The organism is Geodermatophilus aquaeductus (assembly GCF_900182545.1).
GTDB classification, from domain to species: domain Bacteria; phylum Actinomycetota; class Actinomycetes; order Mycobacteriales; family Geodermatophilaceae; genus Geodermatophilus; species Geodermatophilus aquaeductus.
Window position 1 is genome coordinate 358352 of sequence record NZ_FXTJ01000002.1, and the last position, 23329, is coordinate 381680.

General features: G+C 76.0%; 21 protein-coding genes. 8 read left to right on the forward strand and 13 right to left on the reverse strand.

From position 1 onward, the window contains the following. Positions 1-61: 61 nt before the first annotated feature. A complete protein-coding gene (locus tag FN207_RS06850) occupies positions 62-508 on the forward strand; it encodes a YdeI/OmpD-associated family protein (RefSeq protein ID WP_142457572.1) in 447 nt (148 codons plus the stop codon). Between the two features lie 39 nt (positions 509-547). Here FN207_RS06850 and FN207_RS06855 read toward each other — a convergent pair whose 3' ends face one another. Both FN207_RS06855 and FN207_RS06860 read right to left on the reverse strand, forming a co-directional pair. Continuing rightward, positions 548-1384, reverse strand: coding sequence for a class I SAM-dependent methyltransferase (locus FN207_RS06855; RefSeq protein WP_142457573.1), 837 nt, complete (start codon positions 1382-1384; stop codon positions 548-550). Positions 1385-1476: 92 nt separating this feature from the next. Further along, positions 1477-4332, reverse strand: coding sequence for an AfsR/SARP family transcriptional regulator (locus tag FN207_RS06860; RefSeq protein ID WP_246065835.1), 2856 nt, complete (start codon positions 4330-4332; stop codon positions 1477-1479). A gap of 203 nt (positions 4333-4535) precedes the next feature. Here FN207_RS06860 and FN207_RS06865 point away from each other — a divergent pair, with 203 nt between their 5' ends. The 3 genes from FN207_RS06865 to FN207_RS06875 all read left to right on the forward strand — a co-directional run bounded on the left by FN207_RS06865 (position 4536) and on the right by FN207_RS06875 (position 6579). Further along, entirely contained in the window at positions 4536-5018 is a 483-nt protein-coding gene (locus FN207_RS06865; RefSeq protein ID WP_142457574.1) for a hypothetical protein, read from the forward strand. Between the two features lie 89 nt (positions 5019-5107). Further along, entirely contained in the window at positions 5108-5701 is a 594-nt protein-coding gene (locus FN207_RS06870) for a carboxymuconolactone decarboxylase family protein (protein ID WP_142457575.1), read from the forward strand. Further along, entirely contained in the window at positions 5698-6579 is an 882-nt protein-coding gene (locus FN207_RS06875; protein WP_142457576.1) for an RNA polymerase sigma-70 factor, read from the forward strand. The genes FN207_RS06870 and FN207_RS06875 overlap by 4 nt, the downstream gene beginning before the upstream one ends. A gap of 39 nt (positions 6580-6618) precedes the next feature. On the opposite strand, the gene FN207_RS27265 is transcribed toward FN207_RS06875, so the two are convergent. Then, positions 6619-7134 (reverse strand): HU family DNA-binding protein, encoded by a 516-nt coding sequence (locus FN207_RS27265; RefSeq protein WP_142457577.1) that lies wholly within the window; start codon positions 7132-7134, stop codon positions 6619-6621. Between the two features lie 319 nt (positions 7135-7453). Here FN207_RS27265 and FN207_RS26640 point away from each other — a divergent pair, with 319 nt between their 5' ends. Further along, the gene (locus FN207_RS26640; RefSeq protein WP_221888078.1) at positions 7454-8335 is read left to right on the forward strand and encodes an MOSC domain-containing protein; all 882 of its coding nucleotides are present in this window, start codon (positions 7454-7456) and stop codon (positions 8333-8335) included. Between the two features lie 77 nt (positions 8336-8412). On the opposite strand, the gene ychF is transcribed toward FN207_RS26640, so the two are convergent. Further along, positions 8413-9486 carry a redox-regulated ATPase YchF gene (gene ychF / locus FN207_RS06890; protein WP_142457578.1) on the reverse strand — a complete coding sequence of 358 codons (1074 nt, stop codon included), beginning with the start codon at positions 9484-9486 and terminating at the stop codon, positions 8413-8415. Positions 9487-9598: 112 nt separating this feature from the next. On the opposite strand from ychF, the gene FN207_RS06895 reads away from it, so the two are divergent. Together FN207_RS06895 and FN207_RS06900 are read left to right on the forward strand one after the other, a co-directional pair. Next, positions 9599-11128 carry a flavin-containing monooxygenase gene (locus FN207_RS06895; protein WP_221888079.1) on the forward strand — a complete coding sequence of 510 codons (1530 nt, stop codon included), beginning with the start codon at positions 9599-9601 and terminating at the stop codon, positions 11126-11128. A 41-nt stretch (positions 11129-11169) separates the two neighbouring features. Next, complete coding sequence (locus tag FN207_RS06900) at positions 11170-12201, forward strand: alpha/beta fold hydrolase (RefSeq protein ID WP_142457580.1); 1032 nt, start codon at positions 11170-11172, stop codon at positions 12199-12201. Between the two features lies 1 nt (position 12202). Here the strand turns inward: FN207_RS06900 and FN207_RS06905 are convergent, their stop codons facing one another. After that, positions 12203-13600, reverse strand: a complete 1398-nt coding sequence (locus tag FN207_RS06905; RefSeq protein WP_110907535.1) for a TonB-dependent receptor — start codon at positions 13598-13600, stop codon at positions 12203-12205. Positions 13601-13667: 67 nt separating this feature from the next. Beyond that, positions 13668-14855, reverse strand: coding sequence for an MFS transporter (locus FN207_RS06910; protein WP_142457581.1), 1188 nt, complete (start codon positions 14853-14855; stop codon positions 13668-13670). A 57-nt stretch (positions 14856-14912) separates the two neighbouring features. Here FN207_RS06910 and FN207_RS06915 point away from each other — a divergent pair, with 57 nt between their 5' ends. Further along, entirely contained in the window at positions 14913-15869 is a 957-nt protein-coding gene (locus FN207_RS06915; protein ID WP_142457582.1) for an ArsR/SmtB family transcription factor, read from the forward strand. Here FN207_RS06915 and FN207_RS06920 read toward each other — a convergent pair. The 7 genes from FN207_RS06920 to FN207_RS06950 all read right to left on the reverse strand — a co-directional run bounded on the left by FN207_RS06920 (position 15839) and on the right by FN207_RS06950 (position 23295). Then, on the reverse strand, positions 15839-16384 hold the full coding sequence (locus tag FN207_RS06920) for a GNAT family N-acetyltransferase (RefSeq protein ID WP_142457583.1): 546 nt from the start codon (positions 16382-16384) through the stop codon (positions 15839-15841). The two genes, FN207_RS06915 and FN207_RS06920, sit on opposite strands and share 31 nt — an antisense overlap. Then, positions 16381-17016, reverse strand: a complete 636-nt coding sequence (locus tag FN207_RS06925; protein ID WP_142457584.1) for a response regulator — start codon at positions 17014-17016, stop codon at positions 16381-16383. Before FN207_RS06925 ends, FN207_RS06920 begins: the two co-directional genes overlap by 4 nt. Beyond that, positions 17013-18248 carry a sensor histidine kinase gene (locus FN207_RS06930; protein WP_142457585.1) on the reverse strand — a complete coding sequence of 412 codons (1236 nt, stop codon included), beginning with the start codon at positions 18246-18248 and terminating at the stop codon, positions 17013-17015. Before FN207_RS06930 ends, FN207_RS06925 begins: the two co-directional genes overlap by 4 nt. Continuing rightward, positions 18245-19072, reverse strand: coding sequence for an ABC transporter permease (locus FN207_RS06935; RefSeq protein WP_142457586.1), 828 nt, complete (start codon positions 19070-19072; stop codon positions 18245-18247). The genes FN207_RS06930 and FN207_RS06935 overlap by 4 nt, the downstream gene beginning before the upstream one ends. After that, positions 19069-19968 (reverse strand): ABC transporter ATP-binding protein, encoded by a 900-nt coding sequence (locus FN207_RS06940; RefSeq protein WP_142457587.1) that lies wholly within the window; start codon positions 19966-19968, stop codon positions 19069-19071. Before FN207_RS06940 ends, FN207_RS06935 begins: the two co-directional genes overlap by 4 nt. A 94-nt stretch (positions 19969-20062) precedes the next feature. After that, positions 20063-21712, reverse strand: coding sequence for a serine/threonine-protein kinase (locus FN207_RS06945; protein ID WP_142458125.1), 1650 nt, complete (start codon positions 21710-21712; stop codon positions 20063-20065). Continuing rightward, positions 21712-23295, reverse strand: coding sequence for a zinc ribbon domain-containing protein (locus tag FN207_RS06950; RefSeq protein WP_142457588.1), 1584 nt, complete (start codon positions 23293-23295; stop codon positions 21712-21714). The genes FN207_RS06945 and FN207_RS06950 overlap by 1 nt, the downstream gene beginning before the upstream one ends. Positions 23296-23329 lie beyond the last annotated feature (34 nt).

Here is a 23329-nt window from a genome sequence, read left to right on the forward strand (position 1 = left end):
CTGGGCGGACACGCCCGTCCGGGGACTTCCCCCGCCGCGGCGGGGAGACCATCGTGTGCGCGTGTCCTCCGAGCTGCAGCTGACCACGACCCTCGAGCCCCGCGGCCCCGCCGCGGCGATCGTCCTCACCGACGAGCAGGTGGCCGGGCTCGGCGGCGGGAAGAAGGCCTTCCCCGTGCGCGTCACCATCGGGTCGGTGACCGTCGAGGGGCGGGTCGCCCGGATGGGCTCGGAGAACCTGGTCGGGCTGAGTCGGGAGCGCCGGACCGCCCTCGGCGTCGAGACCGGCGACACGGTCGAGGTCGTCGTCGCCTTCGACGGCGGCGAGCGCACCGTGGAGGTGCCGCCGGACCTCGCCGAGGCGCTGGCCGCGGCCGGCGTGCGCGAGGCCTTCGACGCACTGGCGCCCAGCCACCGCAAGGAGCACGTCCGCTCGGTGACCGACGCGAAGAAGCCGGAGACCCGCGCCCGCCGGGTGTCCGCCGTCGTCACAGCCCTGTCGGGCTGAGCCCGGCCGCCGGGGCGGCCGGGCTCCGGTGCGCCCTGCTCAGGTGCGGCGCGCGGTGAGCACCAGGTACTCCCAGTCGAGCACCGTCGTCCCGTTGCCGTGGTCGTAGCGCGCGGCGAGCGCGGCCAGGTCGCGGTCGAGGGCCGCCACGCGCTCGGGGTCGCCGGCGATGTTGCGGTAGGTCGCGATCGTCGGCCCGTAGACGGTCTTCCAGTGGTCGCGCCAGGCGTCCGGCGACGTCCAGCCGCCGGTGGTCACCGTCTGCCGGCGGGCGACGACGTCGGTCACGCGGTCACCGAACAGCTCGCGGACGTGCTGCTCGTCGCCCCACAGCGGCGGCGGCTGGGCACCGGGCGGCGGCGGGGGCGCGTAGGGCTTCATCGTCCGGAACATCTCGCCGACGAAGCCCTCCGGCGTCCAGTTGACCAGCCCGATCCGCCCGCCGGGGCGGCACACCCGCGCCAGCTCGTCGGCCGCCTGCTGGTGGTGCGGCGCGAACATCACGCCGACGCAGGACAGGACGACGTCGAAGCTCGCGTCCGGGTACGGCAGCGCCTCGGCGTCCCCCTCCTCCCACGCGAGCTGCACGCCCTCGCGGGCGGCGAACTCGCGGCCGGCCGGGAACAGCTCCGGGGTGAGGTCGGAGGCCACCACCTCGGCGCCGGTCAGCGCGGCGGGGACGGCGGCGTTGCCGGTCCCGGCCGCGACGTCGAGGACCCGCTCGCCGCTGCGCACCCCGGCGGCGGCGACCAGGACCCGGCCCAGCTCGGGGATGAGGTCACGGGCCACGTACGGGTAGTCGCCCAGCCCCCACATCGCCCGGTGCTTGGCCTTGAGGGCGCGGTCGGCGGTGATCGCGTCCACGGTGTCGGTCATCTGAGTGCTCCTGTCGTCGTGCGGGTCGTCCCCGCGATGCGACGACGGTGGCCCCGCCGTGTTGCAGACCGGCTGCAGCGCGGCTGCACCCCTCATGCACGCACGACCGAGGACGCGACCCGGCCCAGCGCGGCGCGGGCGTGCGCGACCGCACCCGCCTCGGCCGCGCGGGGGTCACCGCGGGACCCGTTCCCGTCAGGAGGACCGAGCGGCGAGGGCTTGCCGGCCGCCACCAGACAGGCGTGCAGGGCCGCGGCGTCGTCCGCGGCGCCGACCCGCTGCAGCAGCCGGGCGACGTAGCGCAGGTTGAGCCACTGCTGCGTGGAGTCGCCGACCCGCTCCCAGTGGTCGAGGACGGCGACCAGCGCGCGGGCCGCCTCCGCGGGGTCGCCGTGCACCGCGCGGGTGGCCGCCGCCTCCATCAGCGCGATGCCGTACCACCAGAAGTTGTGCACGGACGCGGCCAGCTCGCCGGCCTCGTCGAAGAGCGCGAGCGCCCGGCCGGGGTCGGCCTTCTTCAGCACCAGCCCGAGCGCGTAGCGGGCCATCGACCGCGCCGTCGGGTTGGCCGTCGCCTCCGCCACCGCGAGACTCTCCCGCGCGGCGGCCAGCCCGAGCTCCGGACGGCGGCGCACCGCCTCGCAGACCGCGACGTAGTACAGCGTCCACACCAACCGGACGCGGTCGCCGTCGGCCCGGGCCCGCTCCGCCTCGGCCGTGTAGTGGCGCAGCGCGGCGTCGACGTCGCCCTCGTAGAGCGCGACGTCGGCGAGGACGTCGCCCGGGTGGGCGATGCGCGCGCTCCCGGGCGGTGGCGGGTGGGCGGGGGCGAGCAGCGCGGTGGCCCGGGCGAGGGCGAAGTCGCCCCGGTTCCACGCTCCGCGGGCGGCGGCGCCGACGGCGGCCGGGTACCGCGGGTGGCCGGGGTCGACGACGGGCAGCAGCGACTCGGCCCAGGCGTAGGCCTCGTAGCCGACCCGCAGGTGCACCAGCTCGGGCACGGCCGCGACCAGCCGCACGGCGAGGTCCCACTCGCGGTCGGCGGCGGCGCGGGTGAACGCGGCACGCAGGTCGTCGTAGACGCCGAGGGCCTCCTCCGCCCACGCCCGCTCGTCGGCTCCCTGCAGTCCCGCGCCGGCCCGCTCGGCGTAGTCGACGTGGTAGACGACGTGCCGCCGGGCCAGTTCGGCGGACTCCCCCGCGTCCGCGGCCTGCGCCCGGCCGTAGGCGCGCAGCGTCTCCAGCAACCGGTAGCGGCTGTGCACTCCGCTGCGCACGACCACCATCGACCGGTCGACCAGCCGGGTCAGCCGGTCGAGGACGTCGTCCTCGCTGGCGGTGGGGTCGGCGACCCGGTGCACGGCGCGCAGGTCGGCGCCGCCGGCGAACACCGACATGCCGCGGAAGAGCCGCTGCTCGGCCTCGGGCAGTAGCCGGTAGGACCACTCGATCGCCGCCACCAGACTCTGGTGGCGGGCGACCGGCCCGCGCCCGCCGCCGAGCAGCGGGGCGTCCTCCAGCCGGGCGGCGACCTCCGCCGGGCTCATCACGCGCATCCGCGCCGCGGCCAGCTCGATGCCCAGCGGCAGCCCGTCGAGCCGGCTGCAGATGGTGGCGACGGCGTCGGCGTCGGCGGCGTCGAGGCGGAAGTCCGGCGTCGCGGCGCGGGCCCGCTGGACGAACAGCGCGGTGGCGTCCTCGAGTGGCAGCGGCGGCACAGGCCACACCTGCTCCCCCTCGACGGCGAGCGGCTCGCGGCTGGTGGCGAGCACCACCACCCGCGGGCACCGGCGCACGACCTCGGCGACCAGGCCGGCCGCGTGCGCCAGGACGTGCTCGCAGTTGTCCACGAGCAGCAGCAGCGCCCGCCCGCGCAGGTACTCCAGCACGCTGTCCTCGACCGACAGGCCTGAGCGCTGCCGGATGCCGAGCGCCGCGGAGACGGCGTCCCCGACCGGGCTGCCGTCGGGGAGGGCGGCGAGCTCGCACAGCCACACGCCGTCGGGGAAGCGTTCCCGGTCCCGCGCGGCGACCTCGACGGCGAGCCGGGACTTCCCCGCGCCGCCGACGCCGGTCAGCGTAACCAGGGGGCCGGCGCGCAGGGCGGCGAGCACCCGCTCGACCTCGCGGTCCCGGCCGACGAAGACGCTGGCCCGCCGCGGGAGGTTGCCCGGCGGCGGCGGCGCCGCGGCGAGCGCGGGGTCCTGGACGAGGATCCGCCGGTACAGCTCGCGCGCCGGGGCCGCCGGCTCGACGCCCAGCTCGTCGTCGAGCCGGGTCCGCAGCTCGTGGAAGGCGGCGAGCGCGTCGGCCTGGTGCCCGGTCGCGTAGCGCGCCCGCATGAGGCTGACCGCCGGCCGCTCCCAGGTGGGGCTGCGGCGCACCAGGGCCTCGAGCTCGGGCACCGCCTCGGCCGCGCGGCCCAGCTCGACGAGCGCCTCGGCCCGGTCGGCGGTGGCGCCCGCCCGCAGCTCGGCGAGGCGGTCGGCCTCGGCAGCGGCGAACTCCTCGTCGGCGAACTCGGCCAGCGCGTCGCCGCGCCACAAGGCGAGCGCGGCGTCGAGCTCGGCCAGCGCCCGCTGGTGGTCCCCGGCTGCCGCGGCGGCCCGGGCGGTGCGCACCCGCTGCTCGAACTCGTCGGCGTCGAGCGTCGCGTCCGCCAGGGACAGGAAGTAGCCGGGCGGGCGGTGCCGCAGCGGTGCGGCGTCCCCGAGGACCCCGCGCAGCCGGGAGACGTAGGCCCGCAACGCGGTCGGGGCGCCGTCGGGCGGGGCGTCCCCCCACACCGCGGCCAGCAGCCGGTCGGCGGTCACCACCTCGCCCCGCGCGACCAGGAGCGCGGCGAGCAGCGTGCGCGGCTTGTGCCCGCCGACGGCGACCGGGCCCGACCCGTCCTCGACCTGCAGCGGTCCCAGGACGCGGAAGTGCAGCTGCCTCGTGCCGGTCATCGCCGCCTCGCCTGCGAGGGGACTGCAACGGGTGCGGCCGACCCTAGGGGGTCCACCCGGGCGGTGGACAGGCCCGACCGGGTGCCACTCGGACCTGCGCGGACGGGTTGGCACAGCACCCGACGGGTAGCTGTGGATCACGGAGGGCCCCGGTCCGGCGCTCGCCGGGCTCGGTGGATCGGTGCGACAGACGGAGGAGAGCCATGGGCAAGGTGACATTGGGACTCGGCTTCGGCATCGGGTACGTGCTCGGCGCGCGCGCCGGCAAGGACCGCTACCAGCAGATCGTGCAGAGCGCGCAGGGCCTCCTGGGCCGGCCGGAGGTCCAGCAGACCATCTCGAAGGCGCGGGACGCCGCCCCGGCTCCCCTGCAGAGCGGCATCGACAAGCTGACCGAGGCCGCGTCCGGCGGCCAGGGCAGCAGCGGTGGTCAGAGCGGCGGCGGCCAGGGCAGCGGCAGCGGTCGGCACAGCGGCGGGACCGGCGGCACGGGAGCGGCCGCCGGGGTGGCCGGCGTCGGCACCGGGATCCCCGACACCGAGGCGCTCGCCGCGGAGGCAGCCGTCGTCGAGGAGCTCGACGTCGTCGTGACCCCGCCGACGCCGGCGGCAGGTACCGGCGGCACCGCCGGTGCCAACGGCGCGGTGCCCGACCCGCTCATCCCGCCCGCCAAGTCCGGCGAGTAGCCGCAGCGTCCGGCTCGTCTCCTCCGGGGTGTCACACCCGGGCCGCGGGCGGTGTCTCCATGTCGGAGCCACCACACCCTGGAGGAGACATGGCCAGCAACACCCGGGTCCCCGCGACCGAGCTCACCGGCGTCTACGGGACCCTCGTCAAGACGATCAGCCGCAGGATCTTCGGCAAGGTGCCGGAGGGCGCCGGCGTGATGTGGCAGTACCCGGCCGTGATGAAGGCCTCGATGGCCTTCGGCCGCAGGGTCGACTCGTGGAACCGGCTGGACCCCGCCCTCGCGACGTTCGCGGCCATGGCCTCGGCCGCCACGATCGGGTGCAGCTTCTGCCTCGACCTGCACCACTTCATGACGCGCAACCGCGGGCTCGACGAGGCCAAGGTGCGGGAGGTCCCGCGGTGGCGTGAGTCCACGGTCTTCACCCCGCTGGAGCGTCGGGTGATGGAGTACGCCGAGGCGATGAGCCAGACCCCGCCGGCCGTCACCGACGAGATGTCGGCCGCGCTGCTCGAGGAGCTGGGGGCTCCCGCTCTGGTGGAGCTGACCGCCAGGATCGGCACGATGAACATGACCGCGCGGGGCAACGTCGCGCTCGGCATCCGGTCGGAGGAGTTCTCGGCGTCCTGCGGCCTGCCGCCACTGGCGGCCGCGTCGTCGGGCGGCGTCGCCTCCGCATGAGCGACGACCCGTTCGACGACCCCTTCACGGCCCACCGCGGCCTGCTGTTCACCGTCGCCTACGAGATGCTCGGCTCGGCCGCCGACGCCGACGACGTGGTGCAGGAGACCTGGCTGCGGTGGGCGGACGCGGACCGGGCGGCGGTGCGCGACCCGCGGGCCTACCTGGTGCGGATCGTCACCCGCCAGGCGCTCAACCGGCTGCGCACCGTGGCCCGGCGGCGGGAGGACTACGTCGGCGAGTGGCTGCCCGAGCCGCTGCTGACCAGCCCCGACGTGGCCGACGACGTCGAACTGGCGGAGAGCGTGTCGATCGCGATGCTCACGGTGCTGGAGACGCTGGGGCCGACCGAGCGGGCGGTCCTGGTGCTGCACGAGGTGTTCGACGTCCCCTTCGACGAGATCGCCGAGGCGGTGGGCAAGTCGAGCGCGGCGGTGCGGCAGATCGCGCACCGGGCTCGCGAGCACGTGGCCGCGCGCCGTCCGCGGATGGAGGTGAGCCGCGCCGAGCAGAAGCGCGTCGTCGACCGGTTCCTCGCCGCGGTCACCGCCGGCGACGTGCAGGGCCTGATGGACGTGCTCGCGCCCGACGTCATCGTGGTCGCCGACAGCGGCGGCCTGGCGCCGGCCGCGCTCCGTCCGGTGACCGGCCAGCTGCGAGTGGCCCGGGCGCTGGCCCGCTTCGCGGACCTGGCGCCCGGCGTGGGCATCACGACCCCGCTGGTCAACGGCACGGTGGCCGCGCACGTCGACGCGGGCGGCCCGTTCGACACGGCGATCACCTTCGTCGTCGAGGACGGCCGGATCACCCGCATGTACGCGATGCGCAACCCGCACAAGCTCGGCCGCCTGAGCGACGTCGCCGACCTGCAGCGGTGACGACGGCCCGGGGTCCGGACGCGACCTCCGGCCCGGCGGTCAGCGCGAGCTCTTGGCCTTCTTAGCTGCCTTCTTGCTCCCCTTGTGCGCGCCCTTGCCGCCCTTGACCCCGGCCTCGTCCCGCTTCTTGCCCGACTTCTTCTTGCCTGCCGGTGCCTCCTCGTCGACCACCGCCGTCCTCACGGCGGACGCGGACGACGCCGCACGCGACTTCGCGCCGTTGCCGTTCCCAATGCCGCCCTCGACGGCAGCCGGTGCCGGTGGGATGGCGAGATCGCCGGCCTGGGTGACCACGGTCCTGAACCCGGCGCCGGCGCGGAAGACGGGGACCACCGACGGGCCCACCTGGATCGTCTCGCCGGTCCGCGGGTTGCGGCCGGTGAACGCGGCCCGCTCACGGCGGTCGAAGGTGCCGAACCCGGTCAGCGACACCCGCTCACCGCGGGCGACGCTGCCCTCGATCTCCTCCAGCACCCCGTTCACGGCGGCGACGGCCGCCGTCCGGTCTCCACTGAGCCGCTCGGTCATCCTGGCGATGAGGTCGGACTTGTTCACCGGCGCACTCCTCTGGGTCGTGGGCACGCAGTCCGGCGGGAGCGGACGGCGCGCCCACCCTGACCCGCGATGCCCGCGGCGCACAACCAGGTCCGGTGCCGTCGCGGGCACCCTCGACAGCCGCACGACGGAGGCCTGCTGCGGAGGCCGATCCCACGGCTCCCGGCGACCACGTCAGCCGCCCCGGCGCCAGGACCGACTCCTGCGTCACTGTGTACGGCGGCCGCACCCGGTCCACCCGTGTCGTCGTCTCCTGACGGGCCGACGCCACGACCGCCTCCGCCGCAGCCCGTCCCCCGTTCCGACGCCTGGAGTCACCGTGATCGACACCGAAGTCCCCACGAGCCCGTCGGTCAGCCCGCTGGCCCGCGGGTTCGCCGCCTGCCTGGCCTCGGTCACCGAGGTGCCGGTTGCCGAGTTGCCGCTGCCCGCCGGCGACCTGCACCAGGCCCTCGGCGCCTGGCGCACCTGGCTGGCCGAACGCGGATCGGGCGTGGTGCCCATCGCCGACCCCACCCGGTTCCAGTGGGCAGGCTGGTGGATCGCCGTCGTCCGGACCTCGCGCACCGACCTGCCCGAAGTCGCCACGCTGGCTTTCGGCACGCCGCCGGGCATCGTGCTCAGCCCCCAGGACCCGGCGCTCCTCGGCCGGGCCACCGCCGACCTGCCCATCACCGCCGCCTACGCCGTCGCCTCCCTCGACCCCGTGCTGCGCGCAGCGACGGCGACCCCGAACCTGCACGGCACCGTCGAAGGCCTGGCGGTCGCGCCCGCGGCCGAGGCCGAGATGCAACTGCTGGAGGTCGCCTCGGCTCGCGCCGGCCGCGGCCTGGACGGTGACCGGTACGCCGTCGGCGCCGGCACCTTCAGTCCCCGCGCCGACCACCGCCCGGGCTACGACCTGACCCTCATGGCCGCCGAGATCCTCGACGAGCTCGCCGCCGCCGGGCATCCCGTCGACTTCGCCGCCACCCGCCGCAACGTCCTCACCCGCGGTATCGACGTCAACGCCCTCGTCGGCCACACCTTCCGCATCGGCGACGTGCTCTGCGCAGGCCGACGGCTGTGCGAACCCTGCGTTCACCTGGACCGGCTCAGCGGGCCCGGCCTGCTCCGACCACTCATCCACAAGGGCGGCCTGCGCGTGGACGTCCTGACCGACGGCGAGATCCGCCTCGGAGCACCGATCGAGCCCGTCTGACCCGACGATCAGCTCGCCTCCCGACGGGGCGAGTCGGCGACCGCGGGGCCTCGGTCCACCAGCGCGGATGCGCTCAGTCAGACGTTGAAGCGGAACTCCACGACGTCGCCGTCGGCCATGACGTAGTCCTTGCCCTCGATGCGCACCCAGCCGCGGGACTTCGCCTCGGTCATCGAGCCGGCCTCCATGAGCTGGTCGTAGGAGACGACCTCGGCCTTGATGAAGCCGCGCTGGAAGTCGGTGTGGATGACGCCGGCGGCCTGGGGGGCGGTGGCGCCGACCGGGATGGTCCAGGCGCGTGCCTCCTTGGGGCCGGCGGTGAGGTAGGTCTGCAGCCCGAGGGTGCGGAAGCCGACCTTGGCCAGCTGGTCGAGGCCCGGCTCGTTCTGCCCGATCGAGGCGAGCAGCTCGGCGGCCTCCTCGGCGGGCAGCTCGGCGAGCTCGGCCTCGGTCTTGGCGTCGAGCAGGATCGCCTCGGCCGGCGCCACCAGCTCGCGGAGCTCGGTGATCAGCTCCTCGTTGGCCAGCTCGTCGGCGTCGACGTTGAAGACGTAGAGGAACGGCTTGGTCGTCAGCAGCGTCAGCTCGCGCAGCGGCGCGGGGTCGACTCCGGCGGCGAACAGCGTCTTGCCGGTGTTGAGGACCTCGACGGCGGACTGCGCCGCGGCCAGCAGTGCCGCCCGCTCCTTGTCCTTCCGCGACTCCTTCTCCAGCCGCGGGATGGCCTTCTCCAGCGTCTGCAGGTCGGCCAGGACGAGCTCGGTGTTGATCGTCTCGATGTCGTCGGCCGGGTCCACCTTGCCCTCGACGTGCACCACGTCCGGGTCGCTGAACACCCGGATCACCTGGCAGATCGCGTCGCTCTCGCGGATGTTGGCGAGGAACTTGTTGCCCAGCCCCTGCCCCTCGCTGGCGCCGCGGACGATGCCGGCGATGTCGACGAACGACACCGTCGCGGGCACCACCTTCTGCGACGAGAACAGCTCGGCCAGCTTCCCCAGCCGCTCGTCGGGCACCCCGACGACGCCGACGTTCGGCTCGATCGTGGCGAAGGGGTAGTTGGCCGCCAGGACGTCGTTCTTGGTCAGCGCGTTGAACAGCGTCGACTTGCCGACGTTGGGCAGCCCGACGATCCCGATGGTGAGACTCACGGGAGTCCAGCCTACGGGTCGCCGGCAGGGGCGGACGACGACCGGCGGGTGGCTGCCGGTCCGGGTGGAACGCGTGCGACGCTCGTCACACCCACGAGACCAGGAGGTACCGGTGACCCTGACGACGACGTCACGGCACGCCACCGCCACCGGCCCGCTCCCCGCGCACGTCCGCGTGGCGGTCGTCGGCAGCGGCTTCTCCGGCATCGGCACCGCCGTCGCCCTGCAGCGGGCCGGCATCGAAGCCTTCGTCGTCCTCGAGCGGGCCGACAGCCTCGGCGGCACCTGGCGGGACAACAGCTACCCCGGCGCGGCCGTCGACGTCCCGAGCCACCTCTACTCGTTCTCGTTCGCACCGAAGAGGGACTGGTCGCACGTCTACTCGCGGCAGCCGGAGATCCGCGCGTACCTGGAGCAGGTCGCCGCCGACCACGGCGTCCTCCCCCACCTCCACGTCGGCACCGACGTCGTCGCCGGCCGGTGGGACGACGACGCGCTGGTCTGGCGCCTGGAGACCTCGCAGGGCGACCTCACCGCCGACGTCGTGGTGAGCGGCGCCGGCGGGCTGGTCGAGCCGCACCTGCCCGAGGTGCCCGGCATCGAGACGTTCCAGGGCCCGTCCTTCCACTCCGCCCGGTGGGACCACTCCGTCGACCTCACCGGCAAGCGCGTCGCCGTCGTGGGCACCGGCGCCTCGGCCGCGCAGTTCGTGCCGGAGCTGCAGAAGGTGGCCGCGAAGGTCGTCGTCTTCCAGCGGACGCCGCCGTGGGTGATCCCGCGCCAGGACCGTGCCTACACCGAACGCGAGCACCGGCGGATGGCGACCGTGCCCGGCTTCCTGAAGCTGGCCCGGGGCGGCCAGTACGTCGTCCGGGAGGCCCGGCTGGGCATCTGGACCGGCGCCGGCCGGCTGCGGAAGCTCTTCGAGGGCCAGGCGCTGAAGTTCCTCGAGCAGCAGGTGCCCGACCCGGAGCTGCGCGCGAAGCTCACGCCCGACTACGCCCTCGGCTGCAAGCGGGTCATCGTCAGCGACGACTACCTCCCGGCGCTGACCCAGCCCAACGTCGAGGTGGTCGCCTCGCCGGTCAGCGCGGTGCGCCGGCACGCGGTGGTCGACGCCGACGGCACCGAGCACGAGGTCGACGCGATCGTCTACGGCACCGGGTTCCGCGTCATGGACATCCCACTCGGGCACCGGCTGGTCGGCCGCGAGGGCCGCACGCTGCGGGAGGAGTGGGACCGCTCCGGCGTCCAGGCGCACCGCGGCACCACCGTGGCGGGCTTCCCCAACCTGTTCCTGCTGCTCGGGCCGAACACCGCGCTCGGCCACACCTCCGTCGTGATCATGATCGAGGCGCAGATCGGCTACGTCGTCGCGGCGCTGCGGAGGATGCAGCAGGACGGCGCCCGCGCGCTCGAGGTCCGCCGGTCGGCGCAGGAGGCCTACAACGCCCGCCTGCAGGAAGGGCTCACCGACACCGTGTGGAACGCCGGCGGCTGCCGCTCCTGGTACCGCGACGAGCAGGGCCGCAACTTCACCCTCTGGCCCACCCGCACGTCGGCGTTCATGCGCCTGATGCGGCGCTTCGACGCCGAGTCCTACGAGCTGCGCAGCCCGCGCCGCGTGTCCGTCCCCGCCTGATATCTCCGAGCACCCCTCCGAGCCCTGGAGTCCCCTCCCCCATGCGCACCCGTTCCCTCGCCGCCGCCGGTGCCGTCGCCGTCGCCGCCGGTGCCGTCGCGGCCCGCCGTCGCTCCGCCGGCCGTCCGACCACGCCCACTCCGCCGCCGGCTCCGCTGCCGCAGGGGCGCGTCCGCACGGTGACCACCGAGGACGGCATCGACCTGCACGTCGAGGAGTTCGGCGCGGAGCACCCCACCGCGACCGTCGTCCTCGCCCACGGGTACGTGCAGTCCTCACGGCTGTGGGCCGGGCAGGTGCGCGACCTGCTCGAGGCCCGGCCCGACCTCAAGGTGGTCACCTACGACCACCGCGGGCACGGCGCGTCCGGCCCGACGCCGCGGGACCGGGCCACCATCGAGCAGCTCGGCCGCGACCTCGCCCGGGTGGTCGACGCGGTCGCCCCCGACGGGCCGGTGGTCCTCGGCGGCCACTCGATGGGCGGCATGACGCTCATGGCGCTGGCCGAGCAGCGCCCCGAGCTGTTCGGCCAGCGGGTCGTCGGCGTCGCCTTCGTCGGCACCAGCTCCGGCGGGCTCGACGCCGTCACCTACGGGCTGCCGGCGCCGGCGGCCCGCGTGGTGAAGAAGCTGCTGCCGGTGCTCAACGAGCGGGCGGTCCGGGCCGAGCTGGCCGGGAGGAAGCGCCCGGTCGGCGGCATGGACATGCGGCTGATCTTCACCAGGGACGCCGACCAGGCCGACGTGCGGGCGGCGATCGAGGTGCACCGCGGCACCACGGCCGAGACGGTGGCCGCCTTCCTGCCCACCTTCTCCGACCACGACCGGCTGGAGGCGCTGGAGGCGCTCACCGAGGTGCCGGTGCTCATCACCGTCGGGGACGCCGACCGGCTCTGCCCCGTCGAGCACAGCCGCGCGCTCGCCGAGGCGCTGCCCACCGCCGAGCTCGCCGTCTACCCCGGCGCCGGGCACATGGTGCAGATGCAGCGCCGTCCCGAGGTCAGCCGGCGGCTGCTGGCACTGGTCGACCGGGCGCTCGCCTCCGCCCCCGCGGCCCCGGCGCGGACGGCCTGACTCAGCGCGCCCGGTCGTAGCCGAAGAAGCCGCGCTTCCTGATCAGCGCGGAGACCTCGGGCGGCACCATCGACTCCCAGCCGGTGTCCTCGGTCGGGATCCGCCGGAGCACGTCCCGGCTGAGGATCGGCAGGTACTCGGGCTGGTGGTCGAGGCCGACGAAGCTGCCGCGCCGGTTCAGGTAGTCGAACAGCGGTCTGAGCTGCTCGGCCACCTCGACGGTGTCGACGCCGACCACCTGACCGTCGCGCAGCATCGGGTAGACGAACAGCCGCAGGTCGTTCTTGAACAGACGGCCGAAGCTCTCCAGGATGCCGCCGGGCAGCTCGGCGTGCTTGGTCTCGTCGAACAGCTCGAGGAGGCTGGGCAGCCCCATGACCATCCCGATCCGTCCGTCGGTGCGCCAGGCCAGGTAGGCCGCCAGCCGGTGGTAGGCCAGGAAGTCCGAGATCAGCACGGGCAGGCCGCAGGCGGCCAGCAGGTCGGCCCGGGCGAGGAAGTCCCGCCGGTCGACGACGTCCCCGCCGGCGCGCAGGTTGGCCATGGTCAGCTCGGTGAGGGCGACGACCTCGCGCCCCTCGACCGCCGGGTCCCGCTCGAACGCGGCCCGGGCCGCCTCGAGCATGTCGATGTTGACCACCGTCGGGGGCCGGAAGCTGCCCCGCTCCACCAGGATCGCCTTCTTGCGCAGCGCCTCGCTGGGCTGCAGCACCCGCCGGTCCGGGCCGAACATCGCCGCGCCGGAGAGCCCGACCTGCACGAGCTTGAGCGCCATCACCCGGTTGTCGACCATCCGGAACTCGATGCCGCTCATCTCGATCAGGTCGATCTCGATCCGGCCGGTGGTGAGCCGGTCGAGCAGGCTCTCCACGAGGCGCTCGGGTTCGTGGTGCTGGAAGAAGGCGCCGTGCAGCAGGTTGACGCCGACCACCCCGAGGGCCTCCTGCTGCTGGGGCGCCTCGTCGTCGAGCATCCGCACGTGGACGACGACCTGGCTGGGCTCGTCGCGCGGGTGGGCCTGGAACTTCACGCCCATCCAGCCGTGGCACTCGTTGCCCCCGCGGTAGCTGCGCGCCACGACGGTGTCGGCGAAGGCGAAGAAGGACGTCTCGTCGCCGCGCTGGTCACCGAGCCGGTCGACGTCGAGCTGGAACTCGCGGTCGAGCATCGCCTGCAGGCGGCCCTTCGAGACGTAGCGGTCGGACTTGCCGTAGACGGCGTCGCTGACCGCCATGTCGTAGGCCGACATCGACTTGGCCACCGTGCCCGCGGCGCCGCCCGCGCGGAAGAACCAGCGGGCCACCTCCTGCCCGGCCCCGATCTCGGCGATGGTCCCGTACCAGCGCGGGTCCAGGTTGATCTGCAGCGCCTTCTGCAGCGTGTCGACGCCGGCGTCCATGCGGCTCCCCTCCCGGTGCGGCCCGGGTGCACGGCGAGCGTAGCCAGGTGTGACCTGCGCCACCCGTTCACGCGGTCCGGACCGCGGCGGCCCGGTCCGCCGCCCGACGCAGTCCCGGCGCCAGCGTCAGGGACACCGCCAGCGATCCGACCGCCAGCACCGTGACCGCCGACCCCGGCGTCAGCGCGTCGCCCAGCGCTCCCGCCAGCACGGCGAACACCCCCTGCCCGGTCATCCGCACCGCCGACTCGACGCCCAGCACCTGTCCGCGCACCTCGGCCGGCGTCAGCGCGACCAGCCACTCCTGCTGCGCCAGTCCCGTCGCGTAGCCGGCCGAGGCGACCGCCACCAGGACGGCGGCCACCGGCACCGACGGCCCGAGCGCGAACAGCAGCAACGGCGCGGCCAGCAGCAGCCGCAACGCGGTGTTCGACCGCCGCCGCTGCGCCGACGTGAGGAACCGCCCGACCACCAGGTCGCCGGTCATCATCCCGACCGCCCCGGCCGCGAGCAGCCAGCCGCCGCGCTCCCCCGCGTACGGCACGAACAGCGCCTCGCACCCGACCACCAGCCCGTTCGGCACGCACAGCGCCACCAGCAGCGTGCGCGTCTCCCGCCGCGACAGCAGCAGCCGGTTGCCGCGCAGCGTCTCGGCCACCCCGGCCCGCCCGCTGCGCCGCGGCGCCCGCTCGGCCAGCCCGAACCGCAGCACGCCCACCGCGACGGCGGACACCGCGGCGGCCAGCGCGAACACCTGGGTCGTCGTCAGGGCGGTCAGCAGCAGGCCGCCGGCCGCGAACCCCACCACCTGGAACGCGCCGTTGGCCACGTTCGTCGTCGACCGGGCCAGCGGGTAAGCGCCTGGCGGCACGAGCTCCGACAGCAGCCCCCACCGCGCACCCGACCCGACCGACACCACGTAGGCGGTGCCGACGACGAGCAGCAGCCGCGGCGGGGGGCCGAGGCCGGGCAGCACCTGCAGGCCCAGCGCCGCCGTGGACACCGACCCGACGAGCACGAGCGTGCGCCGCGGCGGGCTCGCGTCGGCGGCCGACATCAGCGTGACCGCGCCGAGGGCCTGCGCGATCGAGGGGCCGAACATCGCCACCGCCGTCAGCAGCGCCGAGCCGGTCTGGCGGTGCACGAGCGTGGCCAGGGCCAGCGACGACGTCGTCGAGGCCACGGTGGTCAGCGCGGTGCCGGTCCACAGCGCGCGGAAGGCGGGGATGGCGAACAGCGCCCGGTAGGTGAGCACGCCCCGACCGTCCGTCGCGGCGGCCCGGGCACCCACCGTTTCGGCTACCGTCGAAAGGTGGGTGAGTTCGTCGTCGACGCCGACGTCATGGCGCGCGCCCGCTTCGGCACCTCGCAGCTCACCGAGACGCTGGCCGGGCTCCGGATGCTCCTCTCGGCGCAGGTCCCGCCGTGGCACCGCCCGTGGCACGACGCCCACGCCGCCGCGCTGCGGGCGCGCCTCGACGACGACCCGGTCGGCGCCGCCCTGCTGCGCGCCGCCTTCGGCCGCACCTGGACCGCCGACTTCCTCACCGTCCCGCCCACGGCGCCCGACCTGACGCTCGACGAGGAGCTCACGTACCTGGAGTCCCTCGACGACGACGCCGTCCGCGCCGACCTCGAGGTGGCCACCGGCCCGGTCCCGCCCGAGCTGTCGGCCACGGGGCTGGCGCGCACCGCCGCCGGCCTGCTGCGCTGGACGTGGGCGCACACGATCCGCGACGAGTGGCCGCGCCGGCGCCGCGTGCTGCGCGCCGACGTCGTCGCCCGCACCGCCCGGCTCAGCAGCGGGGGCTGGTCGGGCGCGATCGACGGCCTCGCCCCCGGCGTCCGCTGGCTGGCTCACGGCCGGCTGCAGGTCAACGCCCACCCGTACCCGCCGCGCGACATCCGCGGCCGCGACCTGCTGTTCATCGCCGCGCACAGCCGCGGCAGCTGGGTGAGCTGGCGGCTGCCCGACACCTTCGCCGTCGTCTACCCGGTCACCGGCGCGCTCGCGGCGGGCCCCGCTCCCCTGCCCGAGCCGCTGGTGCGCCTCCTCGGCCGCGCCCGCGCCCGCGTGCTCGCCGCTCTCGACGCCCCGCGCAGCACCACCGCGCTGGTCGCCGGCACCGGCCTGCCGCTGGGCAGCGTCGGCGGGCACCTGCGGGTCCTGCTCGACGCCGGCCTCCTCGAGCGCCGCCGGTCGGGCCGCGAGGTCCTCTACTGGCGCAGCGACGCCGGTCAGGCGCTGCTGGAGGCCTCGCCGGCCTGACCGCCGGCCTGACCGCCGGCCCGACCGCCGGCGAGCACCCGCGCCATCCGCACGCGGGTGAGCTCCTCGCCGTCCACGGTCACCGTCTCCACCTCGACCCGCCGGAAGCCGGCGCGCTCGAACACCGGAGCCGCCCGCCAGGACGCGTGCGTGACCAGTGAGCCGAGCCCGGCACCGCGGGCCCGCTCCTCGACCGTCGCCAGCAGCGCCCGGGCCACCCCGCGCCCGCCGGCGGACGGGTGCACGAACAGCTGGTCCACCTCGCCGGGCACCAGCCCGTCGACCGGCTCGAGCGCCAGCGAGGCGAACCCGGCCACCGCGCCGTCGACCTCGGCGACCACGACGGCGGTCACCTCCACGTAGCGGCGGTGCGCCTCGACCGTCCGCCGCGCCGCCCAGACCCTCCGCTGGGCGTCGTCGTAGTGCGCGGCGGCCGACACCTCGATCGCGGCGCGGCTGAGCGCGGCCAGTGCCGGCGCGTCGGCCACGACGGCGGGGCGGACGACGACGCTCACCGGGCGCCCGGACCGGGGAGCAGGCCGCGCTCGACGGCGACCATCACCGCGCGCGTGCGGTCGTCGACGCCGAGCTTGGCGAACACCCGCAGCAGGTGCGTCTTCACGGTGGCCTCCCCGATGAACAGCTCGCGGCCGATCTCGGCGTTGGTCAGCCCGCGCGCCACGCCGCCGAGCACCTCCAGCTCCCGAGCGGTGGGCGCCTCCGCCGCCGGCGCCCGCATGCGCGAGACCAGCCGGGCGGCCACCGGCGGCGCCAGCACGGTCTCCCCGCGCGCGGCGGCGCGGACGGCGTCGGCCAGCTGCGGCAGCGGGGCGTCCTTGAGCAGGTAGCCGGTCGCCCCGGCCGCGACGGCGCGCACGATGTCGGCGTCGGTGTCGTAGGTGGTCAGCACCAGCACCCGGACGGCGGGGTGGGAGACGGCCAGCCGCTCGGTCGCCGTCACGCCGTCCATCCGCGGCATCCGCAGGTCCATGAGGACGACGTCGGGCTCCGTCGCGGCGACCAGCGCGAGCGCCTCCTGCCCGTCGCCGGCCTCGCCCACCACCTCGAGGTCCTCCTGCGCGGCCAGCCAGCCGACCAGCCCGCCGCGCACCACCGGGTGGTCGTCGACCACCAGCACGCGCGTCACGGGCCCGGCACCCGCACGGTCACCCGGGTGCCCGCCCCCGGCGCGGAGGCGACGTCGACCTCGCCGCCGACCTGCGCCACCCGCCCGCGCAGCCCCTCCAGGCCCGACACGCGGACCGTCGCCGGGTCGAAGCCCACGCCGTCGTCCTCCACGTGCACCGACACCTGACCGCCCACCCGCGCCAGCCGCAGCACCACCGCCGAGGCGCCCGCGTGCCGGCGGACGTTGGTCAGCGCCTCCTGCGCGCCCCGCAGCAGCACGACCTCCTCGTCGGTGCGCAGCCCCGCCGCGCCGTCGAGGGCTGCGGTGTCCACCCGCACCTCCAGCCCGGTCTCGCGCGCGAACCGCCCGGCGAGCTGCCGCAGCGCCTCCACCAGCGTCGAGCCGTCCAGCGCCACCGGCCGGAACGCCGCCACCACCGCGCGGGCCTCGGCGAGGTTGTCGCGGGCGACCTCCTCGATCACCGCCAGCTTCTCCCGCGCCGCGTCCGGGTCCGCGGGGACCAGCGCGGCCGCGGTCTGCGACAGCACGACGATCGAGGTGTAGCCCTGCGCCAGGGTGTCGTGCACCTCCTGCGCCAGCCGCTCGCGCTCGGCCAGCACCCCGCGCTCGTGCTCGGCGGCCGCGAGCTCCGAGCGCGTCGCCTCCAGCTGCGCGATCAGCGACGCCCGCTGCGCGCTCTCGTGCAGCACCCGGCTGACCCAGACCCCCAGGGCGAGGCTGAACCCGATCCCGATGCCGGTCTCCAGCAGCACGTCGCCGGGGTCGCGCGAGGAGGTGGCGCTGAGCACCGGGCCCGCGGCGCTGGCCAGCCCGAGCAGCAGCGTCCAGGAGATGCCGGTGAGCGTGCCCTGCACGGCGAACCACACGTGCGGATAGGCGAGGAAGAGCAGGAACAGCAGGCTCGGCGCCAGCCACCCCAGCAGCGCGAACGCGGTGACCAGCACCAGCAGGTAGGGCACCGCCCGCCCCGGAGCGCCCGACCGGATCGCCGGCACCCCGAGGAGGACGTAGGCGACGGCGAGGGCGGCCAGGACCAGCAGCGCGGGCAGCCGCCGGTCGTCGTCGACGGAGTCCCCGGCCAGCGTCGACAGCACCGCGAGGCCCCAGACGACGGCGGAGGCCACGTGCATGCCGACGACCGTCGCGCGCCACCCCGGCTCGGGCAGCGGCTCGCCGCCGTCGTCCCCGGGAGGGACGACGACGGCGGCCAGCCGGCGCGTCAGGCTCATGCGGCCCGGCGCCAGCGGAAGGTCCGGGCGCACACCACGGTGCCGATGATCACCCATGCGGCCAGCACGAGGGCAGTGGTCCCGTGCTCCCAGCTGCCGGCCTGCTCGGCCACGGCGGCCGAGTCGGGCAGGAACACCGACCGCATGCCCTGCACCATCCACGTCAGCGGGAACAGCGCCGCGACCTGGTCCATCCACCGGGGCAGGTCGGAGTCGATGAAGAAGACCCCGGACAGGAACTGCAGGACGACGGCGAGGGCGGGGATCCCGGCCGAGGCCGAGCGGGCGCTGCCGACCACCGACGCCACCGCCAGCCCGAGGACCGTGCCGGACAGGATGCCGAGGACGACGACCCAGGCGAAGGTCAGCCAGCGCGAGGCCTCCGTCGGCATCGGGACGTCGTAGGCGTACGCGGCCACGGCCAGCAGCACGGCGAGCTGCGCGACCGTCGTGACGACCACCTGCCCGGCCTTGCCGATCCCGTAGGCCAGCGCGGGGGTGCCGAGCGTCTGCAGCCGGGCGAGGTCGCCGCGGTCGCGCTCCTCGGTCACCCCCGTGCCCACCGCCTGGAAGCTGGTGAGCATGACGCCGGTGGCCGCGATGCCGGCGAGGAAGTACTGCCGGAAGCCGACGCCGGGGACGACCTCCTCGTCCCCGAAGACCGACCCGAAGATCACCAGCATGATCACCGGGTAGGCGAAGGAGAACGCGACCTGGCCGGGGTCGCGGGCGTACAGCCGCAGCTCCAGGCCGATGCGGGCCAGCCCGACGGACAGCGCCGACGGCGGCGCGGACAGCGGAGCGGGGACGGCGGTGGCGGTCATCGGGGGTCCTCCTGCGCGACGGCGACCAGGCGGAGGTAGACGTCCTCCAGGCCGGGGCGGGTGACGGTCAGGCCGGGGACCTCCCCGGCGGGGTGCGCGGCGAGCAGGTCGCGCAGGACGGCGGCCGGCTCGGCGGTGACCACCGACCGCGGCGCCCCGTCCTCGGTCCAGCGCACGGTGGCCTCGGACCGGAGGGCACCGCCCAGCTCGGCCGGCGGGGCGACGTCGACCAGCCGCCCGGCGCTGACGACGCCGACCCGGTCGGCCAGGTGCGCGGCCTCGTCGAGGTAGTGGGTGGTGAGCAGGACGGTCGTGCCGCGCTCGCGCAGCCCCTCGACCAGCGTCCAGAACTGCCGGCGGGCGACCGGGTCCATGCCGGTGGTCGGCTCGTCGAGGAACAGCAGCTCGGGCCGGCCCTGCACGCCGAGGGCCACCTCCAGCCGCCGGCGCTGCCCGCCGGACAGCGCGGTCACCCGCTGCCGCGCGGCGTCGGCCAGCCCCACGTCGGCCAGCAGCTCCCCCGTCGGCACCGGCGTCGCGTGGTAGCGGGCGAAGTGGTCGAGGGTCTCGCGCACGGTGAGCGCGTTGCCCGCGCCGGTGGACTGGCCGACGACGCCGATGCGGTCGCGCCAGGCCCGCCCCGCCTGCGCCGGGTCCGCGCCGAGGACGGATGCCTCCCCGCCGTCGCGCCGGCGCACGCCCTCCAGGATCTCGACGGTCGTCGTCTTGCCGGCGCCGTTGGGCCCGAGCAGCGCGAACACCTCGCCGCGCCGGACGTCGAGGTCGATCCCGTCCACCACCGCCCGGCCGCTGTAGCGCTTGGCCAGCCCGCGCACGCGGACCGCCTCGTCGTGCACCAGCGCCGGGGGCACCGGCGCCGTCTGGGTCGCTGTCATGCCCCGAGCCTGTCGGCGCGCGGGCGGGGCCGGGACGGCCGCGCGGTGGGTCCGCCGTCCACCGGTCGGTGGACGGCCGGCGTCCCCCCGGCGCTCAGGCGGCCCGCACGGACCCGAGCACCCGCTGGACGACCGGTCGCCACGCGTCGGCCACCGCGAGCGGCCGGAAGGTGACCACCAGCAGCCGCGGCTCCTCCGTGGTCACCGCGCCCGAGAGCAGCAGGGACCGGTCCGCGTCGAGGCTCAGCGTGCCGGTGAACGCGACGGCGTCCCGTCCGGCCAGGCGGGTGGCCTCCCCCGGCGTCAAGGTGACCGGCGCCGCCAGGTGGGGCTCGACGAGCCCGACCAGCGCCACGGGGGTGGGCGCGTCCAGCCCCTCCGCGATCTCGCCGTACACCCCGACCACGGCGTCGGGGTCTTCCTCGACCGCCGCTGCCGCCTCCGCCCGGCCCGCCTCCGACCGGAAGACCGCCGTCCAGTCCCGCGGCGCGAGGACGCTGAAGCCGGCCCGGCCGCCCACCCGGGCCGGCGCCCACTCCTCCGGCACCGTGGCGGTCCACCCCTCGACGAGGGTCCGGTCGACGAGGTCGGGGCCACCCGACCACGGCCGCCAGAGCGCGAGGACGGCCGCGACGGCGAGCAGCGCCGCGGTCCCGGCGACGAGCAGCCGGCGACGGCCGCGGCCGGCCCCCCGGCGCCCCGGGGTGGACCCGGCGGGCCAGGGCGGCGGCACGGGTGCCGGCGGTGGCTGCACCGTGCTCGGAGCCCGCCCGGGGGGCAGCCGCTCGCCCGGCAGGCTCGGGTGCGGCGGACGGGGGTCGACGGCCGGCCCTCCCCCGGCCGGCGGGACGGCGTGCCCGGCGGTCGGCCGGGCGGGAGTGCGGTGCAGGGCTCCTGCGAGCAGCGCCACGAACTCCCCGCAGGTCCCGGGCCGGGCGTCCGGCTCCTTCGCCAGGCCGCGGGCCAGCACAGCGTCCACGGCCTGCGGGAGGTCCGGGCGCAGCGGCGTCACGGCCGGAGGGGGTGCGTACACCTGCGCCCACAGCACGGCCGCGTCGCCGTCGCGGGCGAAGGGCGGGTCGCCGGCCAGCATCTCGTAGGCGACGCAGGCCAGCGCGTAGAGGTCGGTGCGCCGGTCCACCGCCTCGCCGCGGATCTGCTCGGGCGCGGCGTAGTGCAGCGTGCCGAGGAACTGCCCGGTCGCGGTGATGCCGGAGACCGACGACGTCCGCTTCGTCAGGCCGAAGTCGGTGAGGTAGACGTGCACGTCCGCGGGCACCGATCCCGCGCTCGCCCCCGCCATGACCAGGTTCGCCGGCTTCACGTCCCGGTGCACCAGCCCGGCGTCGTGCGCGGCGTCCAGCGCCGCGGCCGTCTGGGCGAGGACCCGCAGGACGGTCGCGGTGTCGAGACGGGTGCGGGCGCCGAGGACGGCGGACAGGTCGGCGCCGGGCACCAGCCGCATCGCCAGGTAGAGCAGGCCGTTCCAGTCGTCGGCCTCGTAGATCGGGATGACGTGCGGGTGGTCGACGGCCGCGGCGAGACGCGACTCGCGGACGAAGCGCTCCCGGAAGCGCTCGTCCCCGGAGAACTGCGGAGTAAGCACCTTGAGCGCCACCAGGCGGTCCAGGCGCATGTCGCGTGCCCGGTAGACCAGGCCCATCCCCCCGCGGGCCAGCAGCTCCTCGACGCGGTACCGGGAGACCTCGGCACCCTCTTGGAGGTGCGGCTGCAGCGGCAGCATCACGTCCCGACCGGACTGCCGCACCGCCCGCAGTAGTGCCCGCTGCGCGCCCGCGGGTGCCCGCACTGGACGCAGTAGGCGTCCGGGGCACCAGGTGCCAGGGACGGCCGTCCGGGTGGCACGGACGGGCGTCCGGGCGGCCGCTGCGGCGGCCGGATCTCGGTCTCGGCGGCCCCCGCGCCGACCGGCACGGGCGCGGCGGCGTGGCGCGCGGACGGCACCGGGACGGGCGGGACCGCGGTGGTCCGGGCCGGTGGGGCCGGGCCGTCCGGGGGTCCGGCCCCGAGCGGAGCCGGCACCGCCGGCGGTGACCAGGACCCGCCGGGCTCCGGCCGCCGGCGGCGACTGCGGCGCAGCGACGCCCACAGCAACGCCAGCGCGAGCAGCAGCGCGCCGCCGGCCGCCAGCCACGGCCACAACGCCGCGCCGCCGTCCTCGGCCGCCGCGGCCGGCCCGCCCGGTGCCGCGTCGGCCGCGGCGGCCGCCGTGCGGGCGTGCTCGGCGGCCAGCGCGGAGTCGAAGTAGTCGCCGGCCAGCTCGAGCTGCCGGGTCGCGGCCGCCGCGTCGCCGTCGCCGAGCAGGGTCAGCCCGCCGCGGAAGGCGACGTCGAACGGCGAGCTGCCGACCTCGACCCCCGCGTCGTCCAGGGCTGATCGGACGGCATCCGCGCCGACCACCCCGGTGCCCCCGCCCGCGCGGTCGAGGTCGGCCAGCCCGAGGACCGCCCCGGTCGACGGGTCCACCACGGGCCCGCCGGTCAGCCCGCGGTCCAGCGCGCCGGCGAGGTCGGCCTCGGGAGCCGCCGACAGCGCCGTCCCGTCCACCCCGACCGGCACCGAGACCGGCCGCCAGCCGCTCTGCTGCGCGGGGTCGTCCGGCACGTCGGCGTCGAAGCCGAGCAGTTCGGCGTCAGCGGGCACCGCACCGTCCGCGGACAGGGCGGCGGTCGGCATCGAGGCGCCGCCGATCCGCAGCAGCGCCACGTCGGTGGGCGCCTGCGGGTCGTTGACCAGCAGGGCGCGCACCCTCCGCGGCGGATCGGTGAGCAGTACGACGTCGTACTGCATCTGCGGGACGGTGAAGCAGTGGTCGACCCGCTGGACGTAGCAGTCCTGCAGGTGCACGTCGAGGTGCGGCTCGAGGGCGCGGGTGCGGCCGCGCGCGTCCTGGCCCGCCTCGAGGGTCGCGCCGAACCGCTCGACGAAGAGCCGGTTGGCCGCCGGGACGACGACGCGGTCGACGTCGACGGCCAGCTCCCGGTGCAGCGTGGCGACCACGCCGTCCCCGGCGGTGACGACGCCCGTCGCCTGGCCCTGCCGGATCTGGTACCGGCCGTCGATGACGTGCAGGGCCCCCGTGCTGTGGTCCAGGTGGACGATCGTGGTGATCGCGGTGACCTCGATGCGGACCAGCGCGGCCCGGCTCCCCTCCCGGCCGACCGCGACGGCGGCGGGCTCGTCCGGTGCGGGCGCGGCGGACGCCGGTGGGCCCGCGGCCGCCAGCACGACCGCGAGCACGGCGGTGAGCGCGGCGGTGAGCGCGGCGAGCGCCGGCCCCGGTCGTCGGATCGGTGCAGCGGCCATGCTCGCCCCTCGGGGGTGCGGAGGTCCGGCCGGT